Source organism: Dysgonomonas termitidis (assembly GCF_054657735.1).
In genome coordinates, this window is record NZ_BAAHYD010000002.1 from 3,206,043 (window position 1) to 3,231,021 (window position 24,979).

Annotated in this window: 28 protein-coding genes; 13 read left to right on the forward strand and 15 right to left on the reverse strand. The window is 43.3% G+C overall.

Translation table 11 applies throughout. From position 1 onward, the window contains the following. The 3 genes from ACYQ3L_RS17220 (at position 1) to ACYQ3L_RS17230 (ending at position 3,121) form a co-directional block, all read left to right on the forward strand. Positions 1-552 (forward strand): RNA polymerase sigma-70 factor, encoded by a 552-nt coding sequence (locus ACYQ3L_RS17220; RefSeq protein ID WP_379993436.1) that lies wholly within the window; start codon positions 1-3, stop codon positions 550-552. Further along, a complete protein-coding gene (locus ACYQ3L_RS17225; RefSeq protein ID WP_379993435.1) occupies positions 549-1,409 on the forward strand; it encodes a FecR family protein in 861 nt (286 codons plus the stop codon). Before ACYQ3L_RS17220 ends, ACYQ3L_RS17225 begins: the two co-directional genes overlap by 4 nt. Positions 1,410-1,534: 125 nt before the next feature. Further along, positions 1,535-3,121 carry a carboxypeptidase-like regulatory domain-containing protein gene (locus ACYQ3L_RS17230; RefSeq protein WP_379993434.1) on the forward strand — a complete coding sequence of 529 codons (1,587 nt, stop codon included), beginning with the start codon at positions 1,535-1,537 and terminating at the stop codon, positions 3,119-3,121. A 218-nt stretch (positions 3,122-3,339) separates the two neighbouring features. On the opposite strand, the gene ACYQ3L_RS17235 is transcribed toward ACYQ3L_RS17230, so the two are convergent. From ACYQ3L_RS17235 to ACYQ3L_RS17265, 7 genes are all read right to left on the reverse strand, one after another. Then, positions 3,340-3,702 carry an MmcQ/YjbR family DNA-binding protein gene (locus ACYQ3L_RS17235; protein WP_379993433.1) on the reverse strand — a complete coding sequence of 121 codons (363 nt, stop codon included), beginning with the start codon at positions 3,700-3,702 and terminating at the stop codon, positions 3,340-3,342. A 69-nt stretch (positions 3,703-3,771) separates the two neighbouring features. Further along, positions 3,772-4,398: a class I SAM-dependent methyltransferase gene (locus ACYQ3L_RS17240; protein WP_379993432.1), complete on the reverse strand. Its 627-nt coding sequence runs from the start codon at positions 4,396-4,398 to the stop codon at positions 3,772-3,774. A gap of 44 nt (positions 4,399-4,442) precedes the next feature. After that, positions 4,443-4,826, reverse strand: coding sequence for a DUF3037 domain-containing protein (locus ACYQ3L_RS17245; protein WP_379993431.1), 384 nt, complete (start codon positions 4,824-4,826; stop codon positions 4,443-4,445). Continuing rightward, on the reverse strand, positions 4,804-5,586 hold the full coding sequence (locus tag ACYQ3L_RS17250; protein WP_379993430.1) for a HipA family kinase: 783 nt from the start codon (positions 5,584-5,586) through the stop codon (positions 4,804-4,806). Before ACYQ3L_RS17250 ends, ACYQ3L_RS17245 begins: the two co-directional genes overlap by 23 nt. A 187-nt stretch (positions 5,587-5,773) precedes the next feature. Continuing rightward, positions 5,774-6,247, reverse strand: a complete 474-nt coding sequence (locus ACYQ3L_RS17255) for an AraC family transcriptional regulator (RefSeq protein WP_379993429.1) — start codon at positions 6,245-6,247, stop codon at positions 5,774-5,776. Then, on the reverse strand, positions 6,244-7,173 hold the full coding sequence (locus ACYQ3L_RS17260) for a helix-turn-helix transcriptional regulator (protein WP_379993428.1): 930 nt from the start codon (positions 7,171-7,173) through the stop codon (positions 6,244-6,246). Before ACYQ3L_RS17260 ends, ACYQ3L_RS17255 begins: the two co-directional genes overlap by 4 nt. Before the next feature lie 162 nt (positions 7,174-7,335). Then, complete coding sequence (locus tag ACYQ3L_RS17265) at positions 7,336-7,758, reverse strand: VOC family protein (protein ID WP_379993427.1); 423 nt, start codon at positions 7,756-7,758, stop codon at positions 7,336-7,338. 466 nt (positions 7,759-8,224) lie between these two features. Here ACYQ3L_RS17265 and ACYQ3L_RS17270 point away from each other — a divergent pair, with 466 nt between their 5' ends. Beyond that, positions 8,225-9,628 (forward strand): cation:proton antiporter domain-containing protein, encoded by a 1,404-nt coding sequence (locus ACYQ3L_RS17270; RefSeq protein ID WP_379993426.1) that lies wholly within the window; start codon positions 8,225-8,227, stop codon positions 9,626-9,628. Between the two features lie 79 nt (positions 9,629-9,707). Here the strand turns inward: ACYQ3L_RS17270 and ACYQ3L_RS17275 are convergent, their stop codons facing one another. From ACYQ3L_RS17275 to ACYQ3L_RS17285, 3 genes are read right to left on the reverse strand one after another with little or no spacing between them, the layout of a single operon-like run. Further along, positions 9,708-10,070 carry a terminase small subunit gene (locus tag ACYQ3L_RS17275; protein ID WP_379993425.1) on the reverse strand — a complete coding sequence of 121 codons (363 nt, stop codon included), beginning with the start codon at positions 10,068-10,070 and terminating at the stop codon, positions 9,708-9,710. Positions 10,071-10,100: 30 nt separating this feature from the next. Beyond that, on the reverse strand, positions 10,101-10,370 hold the full coding sequence (locus ACYQ3L_RS17280; protein WP_379993424.1) for a hypothetical protein: 270 nt from the start codon (positions 10,368-10,370) through the stop codon (positions 10,101-10,103). Further along, on the reverse strand, positions 10,367-10,645 hold the full coding sequence (locus ACYQ3L_RS17285; RefSeq protein ID WP_379993423.1) for a hypothetical protein: 279 nt from the start codon (positions 10,643-10,645) through the stop codon (positions 10,367-10,369). The genes ACYQ3L_RS17280 and ACYQ3L_RS17285 overlap by 4 nt, the downstream gene beginning before the upstream one ends. A 672-nt stretch (positions 10,646-11,317) precedes the next feature. On the opposite strand from ACYQ3L_RS17285, the gene ACYQ3L_RS17290 reads away from it, so the two are divergent. The 5 genes from ACYQ3L_RS17290 (at position 11,318) to ACYQ3L_RS17310 (ending at position 16,292) form a co-directional block, all read left to right on the forward strand. Further along, complete coding sequence (locus tag ACYQ3L_RS17290) at positions 11,318-12,625, forward strand: alpha-L-fucosidase (protein ID WP_379993422.1); 1,308 nt, start codon at positions 11,318-11,320, stop codon at positions 12,623-12,625. Positions 12,626-13,954: 1,329 nt separating this feature from the next. Beyond that, complete coding sequence (locus ACYQ3L_RS17295) at positions 13,955-14,287, forward strand: hypothetical protein (protein ID WP_459952445.1); 333 nt, start codon at positions 13,955-13,957, stop codon at positions 14,285-14,287. A gap of 124 nt (positions 14,288-14,411) precedes the next feature. After that, positions 14,412-15,056, forward strand: a complete 645-nt coding sequence (locus ACYQ3L_RS17300) for a hypothetical protein (protein WP_379993419.1) — start codon at positions 14,412-14,414, stop codon at positions 15,054-15,056. Next, entirely contained in the window at positions 15,043-15,630 is a 588-nt protein-coding gene (locus ACYQ3L_RS17305; RefSeq protein ID WP_379993418.1) for a P-loop NTPase family protein, read from the forward strand. The genes ACYQ3L_RS17300 and ACYQ3L_RS17305 overlap by 14 nt, the downstream gene beginning before the upstream one ends. Before the next feature lie 50 nt (positions 15,631-15,680). After that, positions 15,681-16,292: a hypothetical protein gene (locus tag ACYQ3L_RS17310; protein WP_379993417.1), complete on the forward strand. Its 612-nt coding sequence runs from the start codon at positions 15,681-15,683 to the stop codon at positions 16,290-16,292. Positions 16,293-16,386: 94 nt separating this feature from the next. Here the strand turns inward: ACYQ3L_RS17310 and ACYQ3L_RS17315 are convergent, their stop codons facing one another. Together ACYQ3L_RS17315 and ACYQ3L_RS17320 are read right to left on the reverse strand one after the other, a co-directional pair. Continuing rightward, entirely contained in the window at positions 16,387-18,471 is a 2,085-nt protein-coding gene (locus ACYQ3L_RS17315; protein ID WP_379993416.1) for a hypothetical protein, read from the reverse strand. A gap of 5 nt (positions 18,472-18,476) precedes the next feature. Continuing rightward, on the reverse strand, positions 18,477-19,100 hold the full coding sequence (locus ACYQ3L_RS17320) for a DUF3915 family protein (RefSeq protein WP_459952446.1): 624 nt from the start codon (positions 19,098-19,100) through the stop codon (positions 18,477-18,479). Positions 19,101-19,592: 492 nt separating this feature from the next. On the opposite strand from ACYQ3L_RS17320, the gene ACYQ3L_RS17325 reads away from it, so the two are divergent. Then, positions 19,593-19,895 carry a hypothetical protein gene (locus ACYQ3L_RS17325; protein ID WP_379993414.1) on the forward strand — a complete coding sequence of 101 codons (303 nt, stop codon included), beginning with the start codon at positions 19,593-19,595 and terminating at the stop codon, positions 19,893-19,895. A gap of 70 nt (positions 19,896-19,965) precedes the next feature. Here ACYQ3L_RS17325 and ACYQ3L_RS17330 read toward each other — a convergent pair whose 3' ends face one another. Then, the gene (locus ACYQ3L_RS17330) at positions 19,966-20,136 is read right to left on the reverse strand and encodes a hypothetical protein (RefSeq protein ID WP_379993413.1); all 171 of its coding nucleotides are present in this window, start codon (positions 20,134-20,136) and stop codon (positions 19,966-19,968) included. 437 nt (positions 20,137-20,573) lie between these two features. Here ACYQ3L_RS17330 and ACYQ3L_RS17335 point away from each other — a divergent pair, with 437 nt between their 5' ends. From ACYQ3L_RS17335 to ACYQ3L_RS17345, 3 genes are all read left to right on the forward strand, one after another. Beyond that, positions 20,574-21,584: a L,D-transpeptidase gene (locus ACYQ3L_RS17335; RefSeq protein WP_379993412.1), complete on the forward strand. Its 1,011-nt coding sequence runs from the start codon at positions 20,574-20,576 to the stop codon at positions 21,582-21,584. Positions 21,585-21,637: 53 nt separating this feature from the next. Then, complete coding sequence (locus ACYQ3L_RS17340; protein ID WP_379993411.1) at positions 21,638-22,366, forward strand: hypothetical protein; 729 nt, start codon at positions 21,638-21,640, stop codon at positions 22,364-22,366. Between the two features lie 92 nt (positions 22,367-22,458). Next, positions 22,459-22,815: a DUF4890 domain-containing protein gene (locus tag ACYQ3L_RS17345; protein ID WP_379993410.1), complete on the forward strand. Its 357-nt coding sequence runs from the start codon at positions 22,459-22,461 to the stop codon at positions 22,813-22,815. Positions 22,816-22,923: 108 nt separating this feature from the next. Here ACYQ3L_RS17345 and ACYQ3L_RS17350 read toward each other — a convergent pair whose 3' ends face one another. Further along, on the reverse strand, positions 22,924-23,925 hold the full coding sequence (locus tag ACYQ3L_RS17350) for a DUF4421 family protein (RefSeq protein ID WP_379993409.1): 1,002 nt from the start codon (positions 23,923-23,925) through the stop codon (positions 22,924-22,926). A 134-nt stretch (positions 23,926-24,059) separates the two neighbouring features. Then, positions 24,060-24,845, reverse strand: a complete 786-nt coding sequence (locus ACYQ3L_RS17355) for a DUF6146 family protein (protein ID WP_379993408.1) — start codon at positions 24,843-24,845, stop codon at positions 24,060-24,062. Positions 24,846-24,979: the final 134 nt, after the last annotated feature.

Below are 24,979 nucleotides of genomic sequence, written 5' to 3' on the forward strand. Positions count from 1 at the left end.
ATGCTTAACGACTTATTCGTACTGAAAAAGATAAAAGAGGGGGATATAAAGACTTTCGAAGAGGTCTTCCGTCAGTACTATGCCCCTCTTTGCCTGTACGGATTAAGCATAACCGGACGCAAGGACATAGCAGAGGAAATAGTGCAGGAACTGTTCTACGTATGGTGGAAAGACAGGGAGAGTATTCAAATCCTGCGATCGGTAAAGAATTATCTATATGGAGCAGTACGCAACCAGTCGCTGCAATACCTCGAACACATCGCCGTACAGGAACGGCACAGGGAAAGAGTATTATCGAAAGAAAAAGACGAACAGGACGCGACACCTCATCAGCAACTCGAATACAAGGAACTGGAAGAAGTGATAAACCGCACCCTGAAACAATTGCCCGACCGCAGACTGAGAATATTCAGGATGCACCGCATGGAGGGTAAAAAATATAAAGAAATAGCCGAAACCCTTTCCGTATCGGTGAAAACAATAGAGGCAGAGATGACAAAAGTATATCAGCTGCTACGACAGGAAATAGAAAAATATACACATATAATATGACTTTAAAAGTAAAAAACGATAGAGTGACCGACGATGCATGGAACGCATTGTATAAGCGTTTCGAAGAAGACGGATTACTACCTGCCGCGGACAACAGTCCAAAACGGGGCGTATTACATTCTACAGGGATGAAATGGGCTATGATAGCAGCCGTAGCATGCATCTGTATCATTTCGGCGCTCGTCATCCGCAATATGAATACAGGCAGTCAGAAGATGCACATACTGCACAACGAAGAAAACGCGCCCACCCTCGTCACTACACTCGAAGACGGATCTGTCGTTTACCTCGACCAACAGACATCTATCGAATATCCGGTTCATTTCGAAAAAGACCGCAGAAGGGTATCGTTGCAGGGAGACGCCTTTTTCGAAATCAGTAAGAACCGCGAACGCCCGTTCTTCATCGAAACCGAAAACGCGCGCATAGAGGTACTGGGTACTGCATTCAACGTGGTAAGCAAAGATAAAGATTCGTTTTCTCTATCGGTAAAGCACGGGGAAGTGAAAGTGACACTCAGGCAAAGCGGACAAAGCACTCATGTAAAAGCGGGTGAAACAGTATTGCTGGAATCGGATAATCTGCAAAAAACAATATCTTCGGGCAATGAGAAATTCAACAGGTATCTGAAACAGATCCACTTCAAGGACGAACGGCTGGCAGACGTTATCCGTATCATAAATATGAATTCGGAATCGACTAAATTAAGCATTTCACCGCGGCTCGGGGACAGATTGCTCACCGTGACGTTCTCTGATAATACACCGGCTACAATGGCCGAACTGATATGCCTGGCTTTGAACCTGAAATATACACAATCGGAGAATGTGATTACGATAGAGGAAGGAAAAAATTAAGAATGAAGAATGGCAAAGACGGGTATCTTTAGTTAACATATAGCAATTATTACAAATAATATTCCGGTTTCAGTGATATATAATATCTTTAAATTCTGAAATACGATTAATCTGATACCAAACATATGGAAAAAGCGGTTGAAAATGCATTTCATCGTTTTTCTGCCTTGTTATTATTCCTGTTTATAATAACAGCATCGCAGGCAGAGGACGGAGGTGTGCTTAACCGCGAAGTAAAATTATCGAAAGCCAAAGGGACAATATACCAGTTACTCAAACAAGTATCCGACCAGTCGGGCTATTTGTTCATATACGACAGCCAGATAATAGACAACGACAAAGTAGTGAAGGTAAAAAAAGGCAATTATACCGTGCGCGAAGCTATTTATGCCATTACCGAAGACGACAAGCTAAGAATAAATATCGTAGGCAACCATATCCTGCTGAGAAAAGACAATGAGGAGAAGCAAATAAAATCGGCGCAGTCAGCCGGTCAGGCACAGGACAAAACCACAGCCGAAAATAAATACCTGAAAATAAGCGGCATATTATACGACCGTATAACCAACGAACCGGTCATTTATGCTTCGGCCAGCATCAATTACACCTCTATAGGAACAATCACCAATCAGAACGGAGAGTTTCAGCTTATGATACCGGATTCGCTGCGGCAATACATAGTGAAATTTTCGCATGTGGGCTATCAGAATCAGGAAATAGAGGCATCTTTACTCGAAAACCAGCATGTAAGAATATCGCTCGACCCCAAAATAATTTCATTGCAGGAAATCGTGATACGGGTGGTAAATCCATTGGACGTACTACAAAAGATGGAAGAGCTGGCTGAAAAGAACTATTCGTCCAAACCTGTATATATGACTACCTTTTACCGCGAAGGAACCGAATATAAGAACAAGAATATAGACCTTACCGAATCGGTAATCCAGATATATAAGACAGGCTACAAAAGCAATGTAAACAGCGACCAGACCAAACTGGTAAAAATGCGCCGCATCGTAAACCGGCAAACAGAAGATACATTATTCACCAAAATGAAATCGGGAGTATATTCAAGCCTTACGCTCGATATAATAAAAGAATCGCCAGACTTTCTCAATTTCGGGAACGGTTCGCCATATCAATACACGCATACCGATATCAGCGTGATCGACAACAGGCGGGTAAATGTTATTTCATTCGAGCAATTGCCCTACACTGAAGAACCGCTGTTCAAAGGACAGCTGTATATAGACGCGGAAAATTACGCGCTGGTAGAAGCCCGTTTCGAGGTAAATCCCAAATATGTACACAAAGCAACCAACTGGTATATAGAACGGTTGGCTCCAAATATAAAGCTGACTTTGCAGGAAGTGAAGTACATTGTTTCGTACCGTCCTGCCGACGATGGCAAGTATTATGTAAGCCATGTGAGAGGCGATCTTAAATTCAAAGTCAGGAAGAAGAACCGGTGGTTCAGCGCCCCGCTCCATCTGTGGTTCGAGATGGTGAACTGTAAAACAGAGACCGGAAATGTAAAAGGATTTAGCCGGAAAGACCGGTTATCGCCCCGCAAGATACTGTCGGACACAAAATACCGGTACGATAAGAGCTTCTGGGAACATTTCAATGTTATCCTGCCCGAAGATAAGCTGAAAGAAACAATACTCAACAACCTGAACGAAATTACCGAGACTACTTCTAGCGAGGAATAAAATACAAATAGTCTCTTAAAACGTAAATAAATTCTTTGGAAGTGCAGCTTTTCGTCCCATATTCCCGTCAATTTATAAGAACAAGGTTCTATATATCGGAGTAAAAAAATAATACAAGCCCAGAACAGACGGGGGTTGACAACATAAAAACGTCAACCCCTGCTATTTTCTGTACAGGACATATAAGATCACGGCTTATTTTCTTATTATTCAAATAATTATAATCCGCGATATTCTTCCCGCTTCTTTTTGGGAAGTTTTTTTATCACTTCATCTACGGAATGCCGAATTAATTCCCTGATCAACTCATCAGGCACATCGCTTTCGAGTGTAACCAGGTTCCACAAGGGAGTTTTGAAATCCGTTTCGGTTATCCCCTCGTATTTTTCCCGCAACTCGGTTGATCTTTCGGGATCACATTTAAGATCTGCTTTGAATACCCCGTCTTTAGGCTCCAATGGGATATATGTAAACATCTTACCCATCACTTTAAAGACCAAAACATTATGGCCCAGAAAAGGCAATGATTCACTACTGCCCTTTATTGACAAACAATATTCCCTGAATTCTTCAATATTCATAAAATCACTCCTTAAACGCTTCCGTTCGAAAGACTGTGAGAAAACGCCCGTAAACAGATATCCGGTTATCTATACCTTTCTTGCTACAATCAGCCTCTCGGGTAAATCCGACAAATTAATACTTTCTACAATACTTAAGCCCGCACCGGTTATTTCTTTCTCAATTTCATCAATACTAAAGTAATAAGTTTCCGGCATAATACGGACAAATCGCAAAAGTTTCACCAATAGAATCGAAAAAGAGTTCGTATTGCCAAAACAGGGTACGGTGACAATCAACGTACCTTTCGGCTCCAGTAGCTTATAAAACCGTTGAAATAAAGCTTTTCTGTTTTCTATATATTGCAAAACGTTAAAGGTGGTGACGATCTGAAAGGAATCGTTATGGAACATGTCGTCCAATGTCGTTATTTTAATGAAAGAGGCATTATCTATATTTTGATTTTTCAGGTTTAGTTGTGCCCGTCTCAACATGCCTCCGGATATATCCACCCCACATACTTTATTCGCATTTCGTGCTATCCGGAGAGTAATTGTTCCTGTACCACATCCGAAATCAAGCACAGTATCATCAGGCTTGATAAGTATTCCGAATTTACTGCTTATGCATTTGACCAAGACAGAGTTAGCAGCACTCTCTGCTTTGCTCCAGCCGGATACCCTGTCCCAGAACTTATATGATCTATTCTTCTCCATGTTATTCTGCTCTTTTCATTCCATAGCGCAAGTTCAACGATATCTCACATCACCAGCTCCCTGAACAACCGCCCGAAAGTCTCCTCCAAGTCATCCGAAAATCCCCTGTTGGAACGCGATGTCTGTATAGACGTACTCCGCACCGCCGTTAACCAGCGATAACGCTCGGTTATATCCAGCGAGGCCACATAGCCCCCGTCTTTGGCGGCAGAGCATATCTTATCGAATGCTTTCAGGTTTTCGTGTATAGAGTCCGTATCCAGTTCCGATGTAAACAGGCGGAGTTTATCCTCATCTATATAATAGCGGGCTTTCAGGAATTTTTCCCGTTTACAGTACATAACAATACCCACATTTATAAATTCTTCCCGTTCCACCCTCGGCACAACACGGATGACGGCGTATTCATATAAGTGCTTCCCTTGCATGCTGTGCTTCTTTTAAAAATATTGCGGAATTCTTTATTCTCTCATTCAGGAAATCGTTATACACCTGCCGTATATCTTGCGGAGACTCCCCGCTCCCACCCCAATGCAGCCAGTCGCCGGGCAACATGTTTACTATTCCGGCCACCTTCTCCGGTGTCAGTATCTTCTTAAACTCGGCATCCGCCTCGTCCAGACGTCCGGCATAGGGCAATAATACATGATCCTTAGCCTGTGGGAAAGAGCTTAAAGCATACTTCTCCCATCCCGTCCACGAATGATGAAAATAGAGCGATGCGCCGTGGTCTATCAGCCATAGTTCCTTGTGCCACATCAGCATATTGGTGTTGCGGGCGGTGCGGTCAACATTCATAAGCAATGCATCCATCCATAATATCCGTGAAGCGGTGGTCTCGTCTATCTGCGTCACTACGGGGTCGAATGTCAATGCTCCGGAAAGGAAATGCAAACCCATATTCAAGCCCTGACTGCCTTTCAGCAGGTCTTGTATTTCCTCATCACCTTCGCTACGTCCGAAAGCTTCATCCAGATAGATAAAAACCATCTCGGGCACGCGGAAGCCCAGTGTCTGAGCGACAAGCCCGCCGATAAGTTCGCTCACCAGCATCTTTGTGCCATGCCCCGAACCACGGAATTTGACTACATACTTGAATCCGTCGTCTGCCTCGGCCAAAGCCGGCAATGAACCTCCTTCGCGCAAGGGGGTGATATATCGTGTAACGTTTACTGTGCGAAGTTCCATTTTATATTAATAAGTTACTGAATAATAGCCTAAAAAATATATTTTCTCAAATAACTCAATGCAAATTTATGTATTTTATTCCTAATCAACAACATATAAATTTTTCCTTTTTCAATTGATGATAACCATAAAAAAACTCCTCCTACAGATATATATCCATAGGAGGAGGTATAGAACCAGAGTTAATTTATTTCACCGGAATGCATAGCTCCACTATCCAGGGAGCATCAGCATCCTGAGTATCGCCCACACAACTAACATACAGTTCGTAATGATCTCCCGTTCCATAATCATACCCTTTTTCGTTAAATGCAGCATATGCTTTCTGCCATGCTTCACCATATTCCGGCATGGTTACCTCCACCTGCATTACAAAATACTTTCCACCATTTATGGTGTAGTGCTGCATGCCTTCGCCGGGTTCAATTCCTGAAATGTTTTCGAGACAAGCCTGCGAACGTAATTTATCGACAGGTGTGTGCTTAGGGTCGTCATGATAAACGCCTGCCATCTTCGGACAAGCAGCCCAAAGCTTGTTTGCTTCTGCCCATGCGGCAAGTTTTTCAAATGCTCCGCAAATACCCGAATACTCACCGATGTGTGAAACCGCAATTGTTTTCATCGGTTCCAGATTCTTAATCTCAGTACTGTTAATTTTCATAAATCTGAATTTTTAATAATTTGTTTTATAATATCTTTCACTTCAGCAGGGCTGACCACGGTTGTTGTATCGGCATTTGCCAGCGCCCATCTTGCTAAAGGTTCGAAAGAATAAGCCATATAAGTTTGTTCTATTTTCCCGTTTTCAAGTTCCTTTTCCTCCGTCAGTCCCATATAATAGCATCTGTCGGCACTGTACCGCGACACTTCTTTGCTTGTATGTATGATTACCTCTTTGAGGCATCCGGGACTGTCCTCCCCGGCGAGTGATTCCAGCGGAGGATGTATTTTCGTATGTTTGTCGGCTGTTATTTTTATATTATCAATGCGGTCGAGCCTGAATATCCGGTATTTTTCCCGCAGGTGGCACCAGGCCGCGAGGTACCAGTTGGGATGTGTATAAGTTATACCTACCGCTTCCAGAGCCCTCTTGCTCTTATTCTCGTCAACATTGGTATAATCGATCTCTACAATCAGCTTATCGTTTATACTGCTCAGTATTGTTTGCAGGAGGTTAGGTAAACTTTCCCGTGTCTTTTTGCTCTTATATACCGCTATCGTATCCCCCATATCGTGGAGGTATTGCTTATCTACCGCCCGCAGCGCTGCACGAATTTTATCCATTCCCTGCCGGAAATAGTTGCTGTTCTGGGCATCGGTAAGCTGTTCGATAATCTTTTCGGCAGTAAGAAAAGCCATCGCCTCCTCTTTGGAGAACATCAGGGAAGGCAACCTGTATCCTTCCACCAGCGAGTAACCGATCCCTGAATTACCGCATATAGGCACTCCCGCTTCCGATAAGGTGTGCATGTCGCGATAAATGGTGCGCAGGCTTACCTCAAAGCGTTCCGCCATCTCGGAAGCCCTGACAACCGGCCGGGACTGGAGCTGCACCAACAATGCCGATATGCGGTCTAACCTATTCATCGGATATTCATTAGATTATTTCAGTAACTGTTTAAACCCGGACCTATGAGGAAAAACTTCACGGCACATCTCTTTTTGAGTCGTTTTATCCATTTCGCGTTCTCTCTGTTTATCGACAATCCGGTATGTGTCCGTACCGATTTAAGCAGTTACCGGGATTAATTAATTTTCATCAAACATTATAGCCCAAAGCACACCAAAACGGTCAACGACTTCAGCATAACGTTTTGCAAAGAAAGCTTCACCGAGCTCGCATTGAATCTTTTGCGCTCCTTCGGTCAGTTTAGCATAAACTTCTCCGGCATGAGCTATAGAATCACAATCGAGTGTCAGCATATGCCCCCTGTCCCCGAAATTGCGTTTATCGTACGGCAAGGTATCGGCAACGCTCATAGAGCCTCCGGGGAAAATGATACAGCAATGTAAAATCATTTGCGCACATTCTTCAGGGATTATCATTTCCGGACTGGAAGGCATAGAGTCGTAACGGTAAAGGTTTTCGATTTTTCCACCCAGCACACCGGCATAAAAATTGGCGGCTTCTTCGGCCTCGCCATTGAAAATAAGATAAGATGTAAGTCTCATAAATAATATGTTTTTTGTTGAACTTTATTACAAAGATATAATACTGATTTGACAACAGTATGTCAACAACTTTTTCAAAATCCAAAAAGATGTTTTTTTACCAGAAGCCACGCACACGCTGTTATTTCCGCTATTATGTAGTTATCCAGGCGGAACGAAGTGTTGCATAAAACAATCCAGCGTTAAGACCCGGCTACTGATTCGTTTAATTACATTAAATTAAAAAAAAAATCGTGACGACATCTATGTTTAAGGCGGGAAAGATCCGGTCTTGGATTTTCTCCCATTCATTTATTTCTGTACTTTTGTTCTCTGTCAGCTATTATTTTTAACAGTTTCATATAAACAGCATCTATTACTTAACTGTTATAAAACATAAGTGGAAAAAATGTAAAGCTTACGGACCGGATCTTCACGTCTTTTACCACGGGAAGAAATCACTAATAATAAAAACACGCACACGACTATGGAAATTGTGAAAAAGTTCAGGACAGTATTCTTCTATATCCTCATTATCGGAGGATTCTCTGCGCTCGTTTACTTGATCATCACCGCCGGCAAAGGCCTCGAGGCAGGACGCCACGTTATGGAAAACGTCGCTTCGGGAAGTTCATTTCAGGAATTCTTGGATTCATTTGTCTACAATATACAACATCCCGCGGGCATACTGTTGCTGCAAATAACGATCATCATCATCTTCGCCCGTGTATTCGGCTGGTTGTTCAACAAGATCGGACAACCGTCGGTCGTAGGTGAAATAATCGCGGGAATCGTGCTCGGCCCCTCTCTGCTGGGGCTGTATCTGCCGGAAGTTTCGGAATTTATCTTTCCTATAAAATCGCTTGGCAACCTACAGGTTCTAAGCCAGATAGGGTTGGTACTGTTTATGTTTGTGGTGGGGATGGAACTCAACCTGAAAGTGTTAAAAAATAAAGCTCACGAAGCCGTTGTTATCAGTCACGCCAGTATTATAATTCCTTTTGCGGCAGGTATCGGCCTCGCTTATTTCATATATTCGGCATTCACTCCCGACGGTATCTCATTTATGTCATTCGGCCTGTTTCTCGGTATTTCAATGAGTATAACCGCGTTTCCCGTGCTGGCACGCATCATTCAGGAACGGGGAATACACAAGACCAAACTGGGTGCGATTGCCATCACCTGCGCCGCTGCCGACGATATCACCGCCTGGTGCCTGCTGGCCGCGGTAATCGCCATTGTGAAGGCGGGCTCGTTTGTCAGTTCCGTCTATACCATCCTGCTGGCTGTGGCCTATGTGGCATTTATGATAAAAGTGGTACGCCCCTTCCTCAAAAAGAGGGCTGAATCGTTCAAGGCAGGAGACGGCTTCAGCAGGTCGGCTATCGCCATATTTTTCCTCGTTTTGCTCAGTTCGGCCTTTATTACCGAAATAATAGGTATCCACGCCTTGTTCGGAGCCTTTATGGCAGGTGTCATCATGCCGAGTAACCCCCGGTTCAGAAGCTCGTTTATAGATAAGATAGAAGATGTGGCGCTGGTGCTGCTGCTTCCGTTGTTCTTCGTTATCACGGGATTGCGTACCGAAATAGGACTGCTCAACGACTCTTATCTCTGGATAGTAACAGGCGTTATAATCTTTGTAGCTGTATTCGGTAAATTCGTAGGTAGCGCGATAGCTGCCAAGTATGTGGGACAAAGCTGGAAAGACAGCCTTACCATAGGCACATTGATGAATACGCGCGGACTGATGGAGCTGGTGGTACTCAATATAGGTTACGACCTAGGCGTGCTCAATGCCGAAATATTCGCTATGATGGTGATTATGGCATTGGTTACCACATTTATGACCGGCCCTGTTCTTAATATTATCGGGAAAGTGTTTAAGTAATTAAAAATGAATAATGAATAATGAATAATGGCGCAAGCCACTCGTATTCTTCATTCTTCATTTTTAATTCTTCATTTTTCTAATACAAATCTTCGAGCAGATTTGCCACAAATGTTGCGTTATATTCTCCCGATATAGCGCCTTCGATACAGTTTTGGCGGATTATACCCAATATATGTGATGCCGCGTCTCGCATCTGTTCATCCTTGCCGTACCGTACAAAGGTGGATTCACTGATGCCGCAGTACACGCACATGCCCGCAAGTGTAAAAGGTCTTAGTACGGGTATTTCTATAAACTCGCCCTTCTTGTCGCCCGAGCGCATCAGTTCTTTTTTTATCCACGGATTTTGTTCACACCAGGCAAAGTATTCGAATGCCTTGGACAGTAGCGTGTCGGGATCGGTATATATCTGTTGTTTACTTCTTTTTTGTCGTGTCATAATAAAGGATATTAAGTGATAAGTGAAAAATTATGAGTTATGTGGTGACTGCGTATTTTTTATTCTCCGTTTTTCATTTTTAATTTTTAGTTTTTCTTCACTTTCCGGTTCCTGACTGTCGAGCCAGTTCCTCAGTTCACGGGCTTTACGTATCAGGCAGCTGGCGCACGACTGAGGCGCCTCATTTCTATTAAATACCCTATTCGCAAGGCTATAGATCTTTGCCATTGAGTAACGATGGGTTTTGTCAATTTCAGCCAAAAGCTGTTCTACTTCCGATTTTAGGTTCGTTCCATTCATTTTGTGATCTTTTTATTGTCAATAAATTTTGTAATAAAAAACAGCGCGAACGATATTACTATGCCTATAAATACAAGGCATGCGCACCCCGATATAACTCCTGATAATAAGGATAATAACCATGAAACATGAAAAGTAAGGCAAGGACGGCAATTAAAAGGTTTACGGTCAAACCTCTTATATGTTTCGGGCAGGCGGATAGAAAGGACTTCGCCCCAGTAAAGGGCGGTAACCGCGGTCAATGTAAGGGTCACGCTTATCATTATTGCATCCATAGCTGTTTTTACAGTATAGATAAATGAGTTTGAAAAAAATGCAGATTAGTATACGAGTTATGAGTTAAGAGAATCAGTAGTTGGATTTTAATGTCGAATTATTTTCAGCTACACTTCGTTCGACCTCACCCCCGCCCTCTCCCTTTGGAGCAGGGCTGTTAAGTTCTCTACTTCGTTCTGTTTTTTCTGCTGTCATCCTGAGTGGAACGAAGGATCTCGACCCTGAGAAACGAGATGTTTCACTCCGTTCAACATGACACAGAGGGTATAAAAAATTAGAACTTAACAGCCCTGCCCTTTGGAGAGGGAGCCCCCGCTGGCACGGACTTCCAGTCCGTGTCTTGTTGACAGTATGAAATGTTTGCTACGCAACACACAGACGGGACGTCTGCGCGAGCGGCGGTACCCCGCCTGCGGGACGAGGCCGGAATCGCGATGCGACGACAGGACAGAGGCTCTTCAAGCTCTGGCCATATATGCATCAGCCGACTCGTAACTTGTAACTGCCCGCAAGGCGTAGTAACCTGTAACTAAAAACAGAACATTAAAATCCAACTACTGAGAATTAATAAAGAATGGCACAAGCCATCCGTATTTTTTAATTCTTAATTCCTGATTCTTAATTCTTAATTCCTTACCTTTATACCTGTTAACTTTTAATTAGAACAGCCCATGAAAAAAGTATTATTCAGTTTATTTCTCATTTTGTTTATAATCCCCGGGATGAATAGTCAGACAAGTCCACAGAGGCCCGACATCAAATGGTTCGAAGACGCCCGTTTCGGTATGTTCGTCCACTTCGGCCCATACAGCGTGCTGGGAGCCGGAGAATGGGTGATGAACACCCGTCCGGTAAAAGGAAAAGATTATATGCGCCTGCAAACGCTCTTCAATCCGCAGGCCTTCGATGCCAAAGAATGGGTAAGAATAGCCAAAGACGCGGGAATGAAATATATCACATTCACCTCGCGCCATCATGACGGTTTCAGCAACTGGGACACGAAACAGTCGGACTGGAATATAATGAATACACCTTACGGCAAAGACCTGATAAAGCAATTGTCGGACGAGTGCAAGAGGCAGGATATGAAACTGGTGCTTTACTATTCCCTGCTCGACTGGATGCGTACCGATTACCAGTACGAGACCGGACGCACGGGAAAAGCAGCGGGACGTACCGGAAAAAGCGACTGGCTGTCGTATATCAGCTTTATGAAAGCCCAGCTGACCGAATTACTGACCAATTACGAAATTGCGGGTATATGGTTCGACGGGCACTGGGATCAGACCGAAGATGAAAACCGAACCGACCATACCACGCATGTAGACTGGCACTATCCCGAGATATACGAACTTATCCACACACTGCGTCCCGGATGCCTTGTAGCCAACAACCACCATCTGCCGCCATTTGCAGGAGAAGACTATCAAATCTTTGAACGTGATGTGCCGGGTGAAAACAAATCGGGATACAGCGGGCAGGAAGTCTCACGCCTGCCACTCGAAACCTGTGAAACAATAAACGGTGCATGGGGATTCAACATTACCGACGATAAATTCAAATCCACCAAGGATCTGCTCCATCTGCTCATACGCACTGCCGGAACCGGGGCAAACCTCCTGCTGAACGTAGGGCCTATGCCAAACGGACAGATACAGCCCGAATGTGTAGAACGCCTGCAGGAGATGGGTAAATGGATGGACAGCTACGGATATACGATATACGGCACGCAGCAGGGCTTTGTGAAACCGCAGGCATGGGGCGCCGTAACCAAGAATGGCAAAACATACTATATTCATATCCTGGATAAAGATACAAAATCCATAACCCTCAACATACCGGATATCAAATCTGCAAAATGGGTTAATCTTCAGGCACAGCCCGAATGGAAGAAAGACAAAAAGACGGGGGATGTCACTTTTACTTTGACCGGAGAATTGGATGAGACGGATTCTATTATAGAAGTAATACTAAAATAAAAAGTTACGGAAACAATAGATTAAGAGAAATTTTAATCACGAAAAGCCTTTTCAGATAACAGAATCCTTAAAATATCTAATAATAATGTTAAATTTCAAAATCCCGTGAACATAATGCACCCGTTTGCAGTTATAACGGCGTGTAGTTTTGTAAAGTTTGTGTTAAGGTTTAGGAAAGTCTGCGATGGGATGTTGCGGACTTTTTTTTATTTTTCGGGGCAACCCCGCAAACTTTAATTCAAAGACCGGAAATGTTCCGGGACACCGGCCATTTGTTGCTGATATAGTCTATCGCTTTATCTTTATATTCAGGATTTTCTTTGATGGATATAAGTAAATGATAAGATTTATTGTCGTATTTGTCATGCTGAGGAACGAAGCATCTCATGCCTCTTTTTAGGGTCGGGCCCCTTCCCTACGGTCAGGATGACATGCGACAGTAAATATTTTAGACTACTTAATTTTCATTTTCTATATTTTTAAATAAAATTATCAGATGACAAAAAAAGTTCAATATTAGACTAAATACTTTTTCCCCTTTATTTATTAATAATAAAATCAGCAGTTGAGTTTTAATGTTGGATTATTTTCACTACACTTCGTTCGACCTCACCCTTTGGAGCAGGGCTGTTAAGTTCTCTACTTTGTCCTGTTTTTTCTGCTGTCATCCTGAGTGGAACGAAGGATCTCGACCCTGAGAAACGAGATGTTTCACTCCGTTCAACATGACACAGAGGGTATAAAAAATTAGAACTTAACAGCCCTGCCCTTTGGAGAGGGAGCCCCCGCTGGCACGGACTTCCAGTCCGTGTCTTGTTGACAGTATGAAATGTTTGCTACGCAACACACAGACGGGACGTCTGCGCGAGCGGCGGTACCCCGCCTGCGGGACGAGGCCGGAATCGCGATGCGACGACAGGACAGAGGCTCTTCAAACTCTGGCCATATATGCATCAGCCGACTCGTAACTTGTAACTGCCCGAAGGGCGTAGTAACCTGTAACTAAAAATAGAACAATTTTATACTGAAACAATAAAAGCATATCCCCTATATCACCCTCCGGCAACCATATCCGTCAACCACTTATTTATATTCATTCTAAATATAATTCAACAATGAATTATACAGGTTCAATATTTTGCAATTAAATAAAATTAGTCTAAATTTGAACTATAATTAATAATTGAAGTACGCTTCAAATATAATACATTTTAATGAAAATAAAATTCAATTATCTATACAATGAGAAATAATTAAGAATGAGGAATGAAGGACGCGTAAGCGGTTAACAACTTATTCCTTATAATCCATAACTTATAACCAATTAACATGGGCGCATTAAAAATTGACTGCTACTGCAACGAACAGCAAATGGAAAAAATCATAAGGCACATTACCTGTCATCTGAACGAATCGGACAGGACAGACATAGCCGGCTTCGACACTCTGATAGGCGATGTGCGTATATGTGTGGAGTTCGAAACCTATATGGATACCGTACTGCTGAAAACATCGGAAGTCCTCGACCGCGACTGGGATTTGCTCGATGAAGATTCCGCCGTGCTCGCTTCACGCCTCAAACCAGTACTGGAGGAATATAACCGCAGTCACCGCGAAGCCTTTGCTCAGGCGCATCATGTAATCAGCGACAGGATGTTTTAATGAATGTACCAATGTTATAATATGCCAATGTGCCAATATTTTAAGCTAATAGCTGTTAGCTAATGGCCAATAGCTTTTTTGATTGGCACATCGGCACATTAAATAATTAGCATATTAAATAAAAATGGCATCTTATATCGAACTTATAAACAGCGCCTGGGAATTGAGAGAACAGGGAATTATTTCAGTCCACGAGCACGATTTATACAACTATCTGCTGCACAGGTGCAACAGGCTCAACTGGAAAAATCCTTTTAATCAATCCACGGAGATTATATGCGCCGTTCTCGGTATCAACCGGAATGCGCTGACCAATCGCAGAAACAGGCTGAAGCAGGCAGGACTCATCAGATTCAAGGAAGGCGCTGCTAAAATGAAACCCGCCGAATACACCATTACCCGTATCGAAAAAGATACGCGATACAATACACATGGTATTACACATCCCGATACACTATCCTATACGCTCGCCGATACCTATACTAAAGACAAGACTATACAAGAAAAGACCAAAGAAAAAGGGACGGCGAAGCCTGTTGTGGTGTTTAGAAAACCATTATTGGAAGAAATCGCGGACTATTGCCGCGAACGGAAAAACACGGTAGACGCGCAGGAATTTTTCGACTTCTACGAATCGAAAGGATGGATGATAGGCCGCAACAGGATGAAAGACTGGCAGGCAGCCGTCAGAAATTGGGAGAAGAAATTTACAGGAAAGAATCACAATGCGGCATCGCATGATAATACCAGACCCTATGAAGAATTTTAGAGACATCACCGACCTGATGAAACGACAACAGATGCCCCTACCCTCTCAGAAGGTAGAGATACAGATACCCGCCGCCGAAAAGATTTTGCGGGAAGCCCTGTCCTATTTTCTCCAGGCCGAAGGACGCGAAATGCAGTGGCTGCCCGAATACGAAAAAGTGGCCGGATGGCTTGCCGGAAACCGTGGTAAAGGCTTGTTCCTTTACGGTAACTGCGGACGGGGAAAGAGCCTGCTGTGCCGTTATGTGCTGCCGGCCATCATGCTCGGATACTGCCGGCGGGTGGTATCGGTATTCGATACGCATCAGATGAACAGCAATATAGACCTCGTTTTGTCGAAACACATCATCAGCATCGACGATATCGGCACCGAAGATGTGAGCAACGTATATGGCAACAAGCGCATGGCTTTTGCCGAAGTGATGGACGCCGCCGAAAAACACGGCAAACTGCTCATCATATCTTCCAACCTTCCGGGCGAAGATATACGCAAACGCTATGGCGACCGTGTACTGGACAGGATAAAATCGACCACAACGCGGGTATTGTTTGAGGGGGAAAGCCTTAGACAGTGAACAGTAAATAATCCATAACTTATAACTTATAATTCATAACTAATATAAACATGAAATTAGGAAACAGCAACGGCAACAACACAGGTAAGAAATACTTTATCCGCGGACGCGACGACCGGAACGAACCACAGCCCGCACACCGCAGGAAAGCGGACGAGTTTAACACATGGTTTGCAAAAAACCACGAGCAACTGGCCAACTTCCTGACAGGTAAATACGCCTACGACGAGGATGTATTCTATACCACTTACATGCGCATCAGCGAGAAAATCCTCTTTTCGGGGATGGTGATAAAAGACTACCATGCGTACTTCTACCGCTCTTATTTTACCAATTATATACAGGACAGCGAAAAGGAAAGCCGCTATATACCTATACCCGTCCATCATCATCTGGAAGCGCATCACGCTAACCCCTATGAGCACGAGCGTATGCAGACACAGCTGGAGGATGACATTTTCAATTATGTGTACCGCCGCTACGACCTCCGCGAATTTGAGCTTTTCAAGATGTATATCACCCTCAAACCTGCGGTCAATTACCACACACTGGCCGCGATAACCCATGTGCAGGTGCATAATATACAACGTATAGTATCCAGGATACTTACCGATATACGAAGCAATAAGATGCTGGTGGACAGGTATCGGGAGGTGCGGTGATAATTCCGGCCCGTACAGAAAAAGACAGGGACTGCCGTTTTCTTTAATGCGGTCAACCCCTGTCTGCTTTAGGCTCTTATTGTTTTCTGCTTTCTTACCGTGGCGTATTATATCCGTCAAACTGGGCTGTTTTTATAGCCCATGCCATCATATTGACAAAGAAATAAGAATTGTAGATATTCGTATTATTAGTGCCGGAACCAAAAGTTCCGGTTGTAGGGCTGAAATCACTATTATAATATAACGGACAAATAGTATTGCTGTTTACTTCCCCTGATGTCGTTCCTCTCGACCAGAATCCGCCGTCACCGAGCCATACGAGGTGATTCCCTTTAAATTTACATATGGTAATCGTAGTGTTTCCGGTAGTGTTACCGTTATAGTTACCGTTCGAATATATATCTACCATACCGAACGGTACTCCGTTGACACCTACGGTAGTGGAAGCATCTTCACCCCATTTTTGCTCACGTATATCACCGAAAGGCCCGTTTAGGATGTCATCGTTCGTCATATAATTAAGTGTGTAAATGGAACCGGCAGGCCCGCGGCTTACTGCGCTTACTGTGCCGGCAGGAAGATTAAGAGTCCTGTTAAACAAACGTTCTACCGCGCTGCCCGATTCTATTGCTGCGATCACCACCCCTTTTTTTGCCATGTAATTGATGAGTACGTCAACCGCATCGTTGGAAGGCCCGTAGCTATACCCTATAACGATAATATCGGGCTTGTGCGTACTTATCAGGTTTTGGAGCGTGCTTGCGGACGGGTCATTCCCTCCGTCTACAAATTCATAACCTTCAATTTTTACTGTACTGGCCGCATCTGTGCCAAAGTTGGCGGGAGCCATAAGCATTTTACGTCCTCCCAGCCCGTATATGTTTGTCATCGAGGCCCAGGACCCACTCCAGTAGCCGAGACCGTAGCCGTAATAATCAGCTCCGCCTGCACCTTTTATCCCAAGTATTTTCTTCTTTGTATAGGCAACCGTAACGTTGGCATAACATGTAGCTACACTGATGACACTGTTTGAGGTTATGGTCATTCTCTTAGTTTCCACCGAAGTTGGTATTCCGGTTCCTCGCAGTATGATCTGTTTCTCACCTGCAGCCTTGTCGGCAGCGGTGATCATCACCGGATTGGAAGCAAAACTTATACCCTCTACTTCGTTTGTTTCCAGATAAACAATTGAACCTTCTACGAAAAGATCACCCGGGTCCATCGTAATCCATACTGAAATGTAATTGTCCGCAGGATTCAGTTCCCGGTTCAGGACATACACCCCATGTATCGTTGTCCTGCTGCAATCCATCGTATAGTTCGGCTTTTTCGAGTAATCTTCTACTTCTATCTTCTTCGTACATGCCGTACCGTCCTGCAATGTCAAAGGTTTGCCGTTCATCGTAACAGCCAGTCCGTCACCCGGATTTCCGGTAGGGGTGTACCAAAAAGGAGTTCCGGCGCCCGGAATGGTCACGGTATATGTGCCCTTCTCCATAAATATACCGTTCGCCGTGAAGAAGTAGCCATTTGTCTCGTTATTCAGGGCAGCCGCATATTCGGGGACGACAGTAATAGCATATGCCCCGGGCTTGGTTATCTCCAGCTTTATAGTTATAAAGTTGGAGGCGTCCAAAGCCACATCATCGCCCGGAGCCGCCGGATAGGCATCGGGCGATTTATAGTGCCCGAATATTTTGAAATCGTCACAGGAGACGATATGGCCGATAGCGTTTCCCATCTTGTGTTCGAAACAGTTCCACTGTTCACCGTCCCACTGGTTTAGCCCCGCACAAAGTTCCCTGTCATCGTCTTCTACCAGGTTGTAGACGATAAGCCCGGTATGGGTCTTGTCCAATGCCAATTTATTGGTGGCATAACCGGAGTTGGGTCCGGAAGCAGGATTGTCGGGATCAGCTAAGAACATCGGGTAAAGTTCTTTTTTCTCCGAAAGAGTTACACGTGGCAGAGCCAGTCCTTTACGGGCATTAAACGTACTGTCCGGTACATTATCCTTGTCTTTTAATTGCAGTAAGGCTCCTGAAAGCGGCTCTTCGTTTGTCCCTATCGTTACCTGTGCAGGCAGAGTCATATTTATACTTAATATCGCTACCAGCAATATTAGTATTTTAAATGATACTCCACATCGATGTTTTTGTTTAAAGTTTGTTTGTTTCATGTAGTTTAACATTTTAGTTCAAAAAATAAATTCCTTGTCATTGTCTTTAATACTATGTCGTTTATATTTTCTGTCAGAGTCTTCGTCCTGTAAAAAGCTTCAATACCCCATAGTCCTGCCCGATACTTTCTCAAGCGGCAGCCAAGAGCAAGGAAGAGAAGACAAATTTTATTTAAGACAATAATAATCTCCCTTTCTATGAGGTGTTGAAACTTTTGTTGATAATAAACGCATATGTTAGTTAGAAAAAAAGGGCGGAAAAATAAAACTGTACGTCTATATGTAAAGAAGCGGACTTTGAGCTTGTTTTTATGTCCGGAAAATAATATATCGTGCGTGCGCGCACCCACAGGAATAACAATGTGGTTGATACAGGCATATACATCCCTGACACTCCTCAAGATAAGGAATGTGAAAGTAAGAATAATGAAAAATAATGGTGACGCCTTAGATACGGCTTCTCTCTCTCTCTCTCTCTCTCTCTCTCTCTCTCTCTCTCTCTCTCTCTCTCTCTCTCTCTCTCTCTCTCTCTCTCTCTCTAGCAAAATAAAGCTAACCTCCAAATTTTCAGCAGAAAAAATGAAGCTTCTTTTTGCAAAGAAATCAGAAAAAAGCAGTCTTAACCACATGCCGTATATACTATTGTCTTTATCTAAAATTTATCCAAAACAAATAACACAGTCCAAAATTAACAATTTTTTTTCACATAAGAGATAAATTATTAAGCTAATTTCATTTTTAGGCAGACGGACCAATATTCTACACTCTTCATTTTAACATATAAAAAACGGACAACGGGACATACTGTATTGCTCCGGCTCCATACCCGTATGCTCTCTAAAAACCCGCTGAAAACAGCTCAGATCGGAAACTGACAGCTTTTCCTCCTTTAATAAACGGGCAGCTCCCTTCATCCTGAATACCTGAGAGCCTGCAGGCATTTCAGCGGAAGATGTATCGGAACAACCTTTTAATCAGTCCTGGCAAAGGAAGGGCATTAATCCTCAAAAAACATCATTTTTTTATTCCTCCCTAAAATATTTTTCATTCCCGGCCGTCTCCATTAATAGAGAGCTCTTTATAAAAAAATAGATTGTAAAATATAAAAAACAAATAAAATTATGACAACAAGAGGTTTTGGAATGGGATTTTTCGGAAGAAATCCTTTCGACAACGATGCAAGAAAAAAATTCAAGGAAGAATGGGCTAAAATGACCGATAGCGAAAAGCTGGAGTTTATGAATAAGCGTATGGAATGCCTCGACAGGCATGAAGACCACTTCTCGGTGGAAGCCATAGATGCCCGCTGCGAAAAATGGATGAGCATGTCGGATGAAGAAAAACAGGCATTTGCCGACGAAAAGAAAAAAGCTTTCGAAAGCAGAATGCACGGGATGCACGGAGGTTTCGGTTTCGGACATTAAAAGCGAAAAGAATAACAAAAAAAGCCTGACTCAATCAAGAGTCAGGCTTTTTTTAATGCCTGGTATATTATCATGCTGTAACGCTTCTGTGTTCTCTGTGCAATGCCTGCAATTCAGTGGACATCACTTCCAGTTCTTCCAGCAATACGTCCATATCTTCGCGGGAGATATTCCGGTACGAATCTTCAAAACGTTTTCTTGCCATATGAATTTCATTAATCAGTTCTTCGTAGCGGTTCATGGTCGTATTTTTTAACGTTATTAATTTAGTTTTTATAGTTGAAATACACAAAAATCACTCATATTGCTATACAAAGATAGCAATAACTGCTATCTGTACATTACAATTAAGCAGTTTTTTGAATATGTTTTTTAACATGTTTTCGATAAAACATTATCAAACAGATAATTATACAAGAAGATAATAAAAACCGACTACCCCGGGTAATGCTTCTTTTTCATAGCCGCGTGAAGTAAGCTAAAAATAACCTTGCCTCTTTTCTGTGCGAACCCGGAAGACAGGCTTATTTTGTAAATATGAGGAACAATAAAGCATCTTCTTTGTTTTTATAATAAAAAGTTAATATTTTTAGGAAGAAGAAACAGAACGGATAAGGAAACCGTTCCTATCCGAACCGGATAAGCGCGTATTGACAATAAATACAAAAATAATAGTTTATGGCAAAAGTAACTACGGCTCTCTTAGTTATCAGTATTCTTATATTAAATTCATGCAGACAAAAAAGTGTTGACCCCGAAGCGGCAAATCCTCCATTACAAGACACGGTGGCCGCAGAGGATAAAAAAGAGACAAAAAAAACGGATACAGTCATCATTGAAAAAGAATTTCTCTACGACAAGTACACACTGGAAGATACTTATCCCTACAAAGACACCACAAGGCAATTTCAGTGGGAGAAAATCAGGGCAGGACTTAAAACAATAGACTCCATGCAGATAGAACATTCGTCTTGGGGCATTCTGCAAAACTACAGGAACAACAACGGGGAGGCCCCTCTGGTGAAGGAGTACCACCGCAATGTATATAAACGTATATCCGACAATTACGAAGTGGAACGATACCAGTCCGTACCGCTGTACTCCGTACAGGATACAGTTGTGCCCGAGCGTTACGGCAGAGACGGCGCCCTGGTGAAACTGATAAAGGAAACGGACAGCACAAAGTTTGAAAAAGTAGAAACCATATACTTCCCCGGCGAATGGCTTGTTCCGCGTAAGTATGTAAAAAAAATAGCTGATAGCGTTGTCTTCAGCAATGCCATATTTGTAGACCGCGTCAATGAAAATATTGTTACCCTGCAAAAAAATGGCGGCAAATGGTTTGTAAGGAGCATGAATCCCGTCACCACAGGCTTGCACAAGCCTCCGCACCAGCAGGAGACCCCGCTTGGTATGTTCGTGATACAGGAGAAGAAATATAAAATGATCTTCCTTGTCGACGGCACTACGGAAACCGGTGGCTTTGCGCCCTACGCCAGCCGTTTTACCAATGGCGGATACCTGCATGGCGTACCGGTGAATGCTCCCCGCAAAGATTTTATAGAATACAGCGCTTCTCTGGGAACTACGCCGCGGTCGCATATGTGTGTGCGCAATGCTACATCTCACGCCAGGTTTATTTACGACACATTTCCCGTGGAGGGCACAGTCGTATTTGTGATAGAATAAAAATATGGATTCACATAAATGTCTTATCTTTACCCTGAAAACAAATACCGATCATGAGCCAGTTATCAGAAGTATATAAGACATATTCCACTACCGCCCTGATGCGGATCATAGAAAACCCCGGCGATTACCGTCCCGAAGCGGTGAAGACTGCGCAGGACGAACTCCGGACACGCAATCTCACCCCCGCCGATATAGATAAGGCACGGGCAGAGCTGGAAGCCGAGCAGCAGGAACTTGCCGCCAAAAAGGAACGGCGAGATGAAATAAAAAATACACTGAAGGAAAAAGGTTCTGGCATTATGGACTATATAAATCCCATACAGGACGACGCTGACGACACCCGCAAATCGCCCCGGCTGATAAACACCATTGCCATTATATTCATGGCAATCGCCCTGTTGCAGATCGTCACCCAGTTCGATCTCATCACCGGGCTCTTTCAGGACACAAGATGGGATTTCAGCGTAGTCATATTCCTGTTCCCTGTCATCGTTACGCCACTGGCTGCCATACTCTTCTGGATGAAAAAGACCGCAGGATGGATATTATTGTCTATCTATCTCAGCTTTGCGCTGATGGGGCTGCTATGGATGTTCTTTATTTCCTACGATCCTACATTCCTTATCGGCAGTTTATTTTTCAGCGGTACGCTGTGGACCATCAGTCAGGAAAGGATCAGGAGTGTGTTTAAGATTTCCACCGATACGATGTATATCTCTATCATAGCCTCCATTCTTATTGTGGGAGCCATATTGGGCGCGTACTTTTTTATTTTATGATTATTTAACACAAAAAGATGCTTTTTCGAATTTACTTTTTCATGATTCTTTAGTCATAGTAAACAGTATGTATAACTAAATTTATGAATATTATGAAAAAGTTAGTATTGTTCCTTACAATTGTATTATTTACTACAAGTGGCGTATTCGCCCAACAAAGACAACGTGCCACACCCGAAGAAAGAGCTAAAAGACAAACCGAAACACTGGTAAAGGAACTCGGGCTCAATGATGACCAGCAAAAAAAAGTATATGAAATAAACCTGAAATTTGCCCAGCCGCTGGCTGACCAGAGCAAAGAGACCGACAGGGAAAAGATAAGGGCTCAATTCCAGAAGATTCAGGAAGAGCGTACCGCCGCTATTAAAGCCGTACTGACCGAAGATCAACAAAAGAAATTTGATGAGCATCAGAAAAAAATGCAGGACAATCGCAGGCGAAGGAACTAACGACATAAAATGTAATATGGAAAAAGGGCTGAATTCTAAATTTCAGCCTTTTTTTATATCACGGCCGATACTTTGCATGAGGTTCCTGTATTTCGCCCTAAGCCGCCCCTACCAAAACCGGTATTCGTTATACTTATCTATTATCTTCTGGTTTTCGAGGAATTTAGGCGCTTTGCCAAACCGTTTGATTACCGAGAACTGGATCGCGCCCGCATCGAATGCCATCTTCGAAGGGGCTGTATAGAGAATATACACCCGGTTGTTGACCACCGATGCCCCTACCGACCATGTATCGTGGTTATATCCCATCGAGAAGCGGGGAAACACGGAAGGATATACCTTCACCTTGTTCTTTCTTCCGTCTATATTTTCAAAACCTACATTTGCCGCCACCGAAAGCGAGAGGGATACATATATCCGCTTATTGGCCACCCAGGTATAAGCATAGCCGCCGTTTACACCGACCTGATAATTCTTCAGCTTGTGTCCGCCATCAAACACAAGCGAACTGTCGGCACGGGCTTCGTTGAAATATACAGCTCCGCCGAGCAGGAAACTACCTGCCGATTTTAATTGTTTCTCGCTCTGGTTGAAAGCCGCCGGATACGAAAACCTGTTGCCATTGAAGACATATTGTCCGTAGACACCGTATTGTTTCAACTTTATATCGGGATGCAACTCATATTTTTCATTTTCGGGCTCGGTGTATAAGCCTTTATAGTTCTGGAAAAATATATCGTAGACAAACTTCCGTCCGTAATGGTGATACTGGAAATCGAACGAACGGGTCTTGCCCCGCTTCTTATCGCGCATAAAGTCGAAGCCATAGGCGCCACTCAGCGAGACATTCTTGTATGAAAAGCCAAAACCGATACCGAAAGGGGCATTGGAACGGTAAGAAGTCTCATCGTGGTTGTCGCCCTGCTGATGAGATAGTACCGTAAACTTATCCATGAAATAGCTACGTACCGAAAGGGGCTGCTCAAAGAAACCGATATAAGTGCTATCGGTCTGTGAAAATCCGTATTGGGACACGAGTACCCCAAATATCAACAGAGTTATATACCTGGCTCCTGATAAGCGGTTTCGTTTTTTGATTAATGCCGGCATTTTAAATACTTGCTCTCTTTATTTTATTAAGGAAACGGATTTAGCGCAAAAATAGTATAAAGGCGTTAACCCCAATCAAAAAGAAAGGAATAATTTGGATTGTGACCGGATTTTACCGGAATATTTCACAAAATTTATCTGTTTTCGAGTCCCAGCCTGTATTTTTTATCCATATACATGAAAAACATATACAGGCGGTATTCCACATCCAGCCCATATTCGTTCTGAGGATTGTAATCTATTTTCGCTTCATAGATTTGCGGGCTGTATTGCATGGGATTGTCACAGCGGTAATTCCATTCATTGACAAGGAAAATGTTCTTTGTTTTCAACACCCATTCCGTATAGAATTCCTTTGGCCGCTGGGTAACCAGAAAAGTCTCGTAACCGGGCTCCATAACGATGGCCTCGTATATAGGTTTCAGTTTTATACTTATAGTCAGAGGCTTGTCTGCAGGATGCATGTCCCCGCCTTTAAGGATGCTGATGGATTCGATGGTGGAAGGGTCTATCCTGAGCAACGAATCCCTTGTTATCAGATTATCATCGAGCAGGTAGATGTTGTCTTCGCGCTCCTCTATGATGGCAGAATAGCGCGATACCGGAACCGGCTCGCCAAAGATTAGGGTATCCGTTCCCAGAGCGACATCACAGGACGGACTGTCCACTGTCACATTTTTTGTTTTGAAGCCTGTAAACGAAAAACTGAGCGTATCACCCATCGCCGCACGTATTGCATAATTTCCATCGCTACCGGAAACAGCATTTACCTGACGTGAGATATTTGATATTATAACAGCCGGTAAAACTTTTCCGTCTTCCGCAGAAGTTATCTGCCCCCTCACCGTCGTCACTTGCGGATAAACCGCTTGCAAAGCAAACAACATCAACAACATAGGTATAATACTTCGTTTATTCATAATGCCGGGATTTTAGTAATAAGGAGTTGAAATACTTTTGTAAATATACGAAAATGTCCTTTCGTTTTCCGCATAATTAATTTCAACATTTTATGAAGCTGTTTAGATCATTTTATCGGCCTGTTTCAAAACAG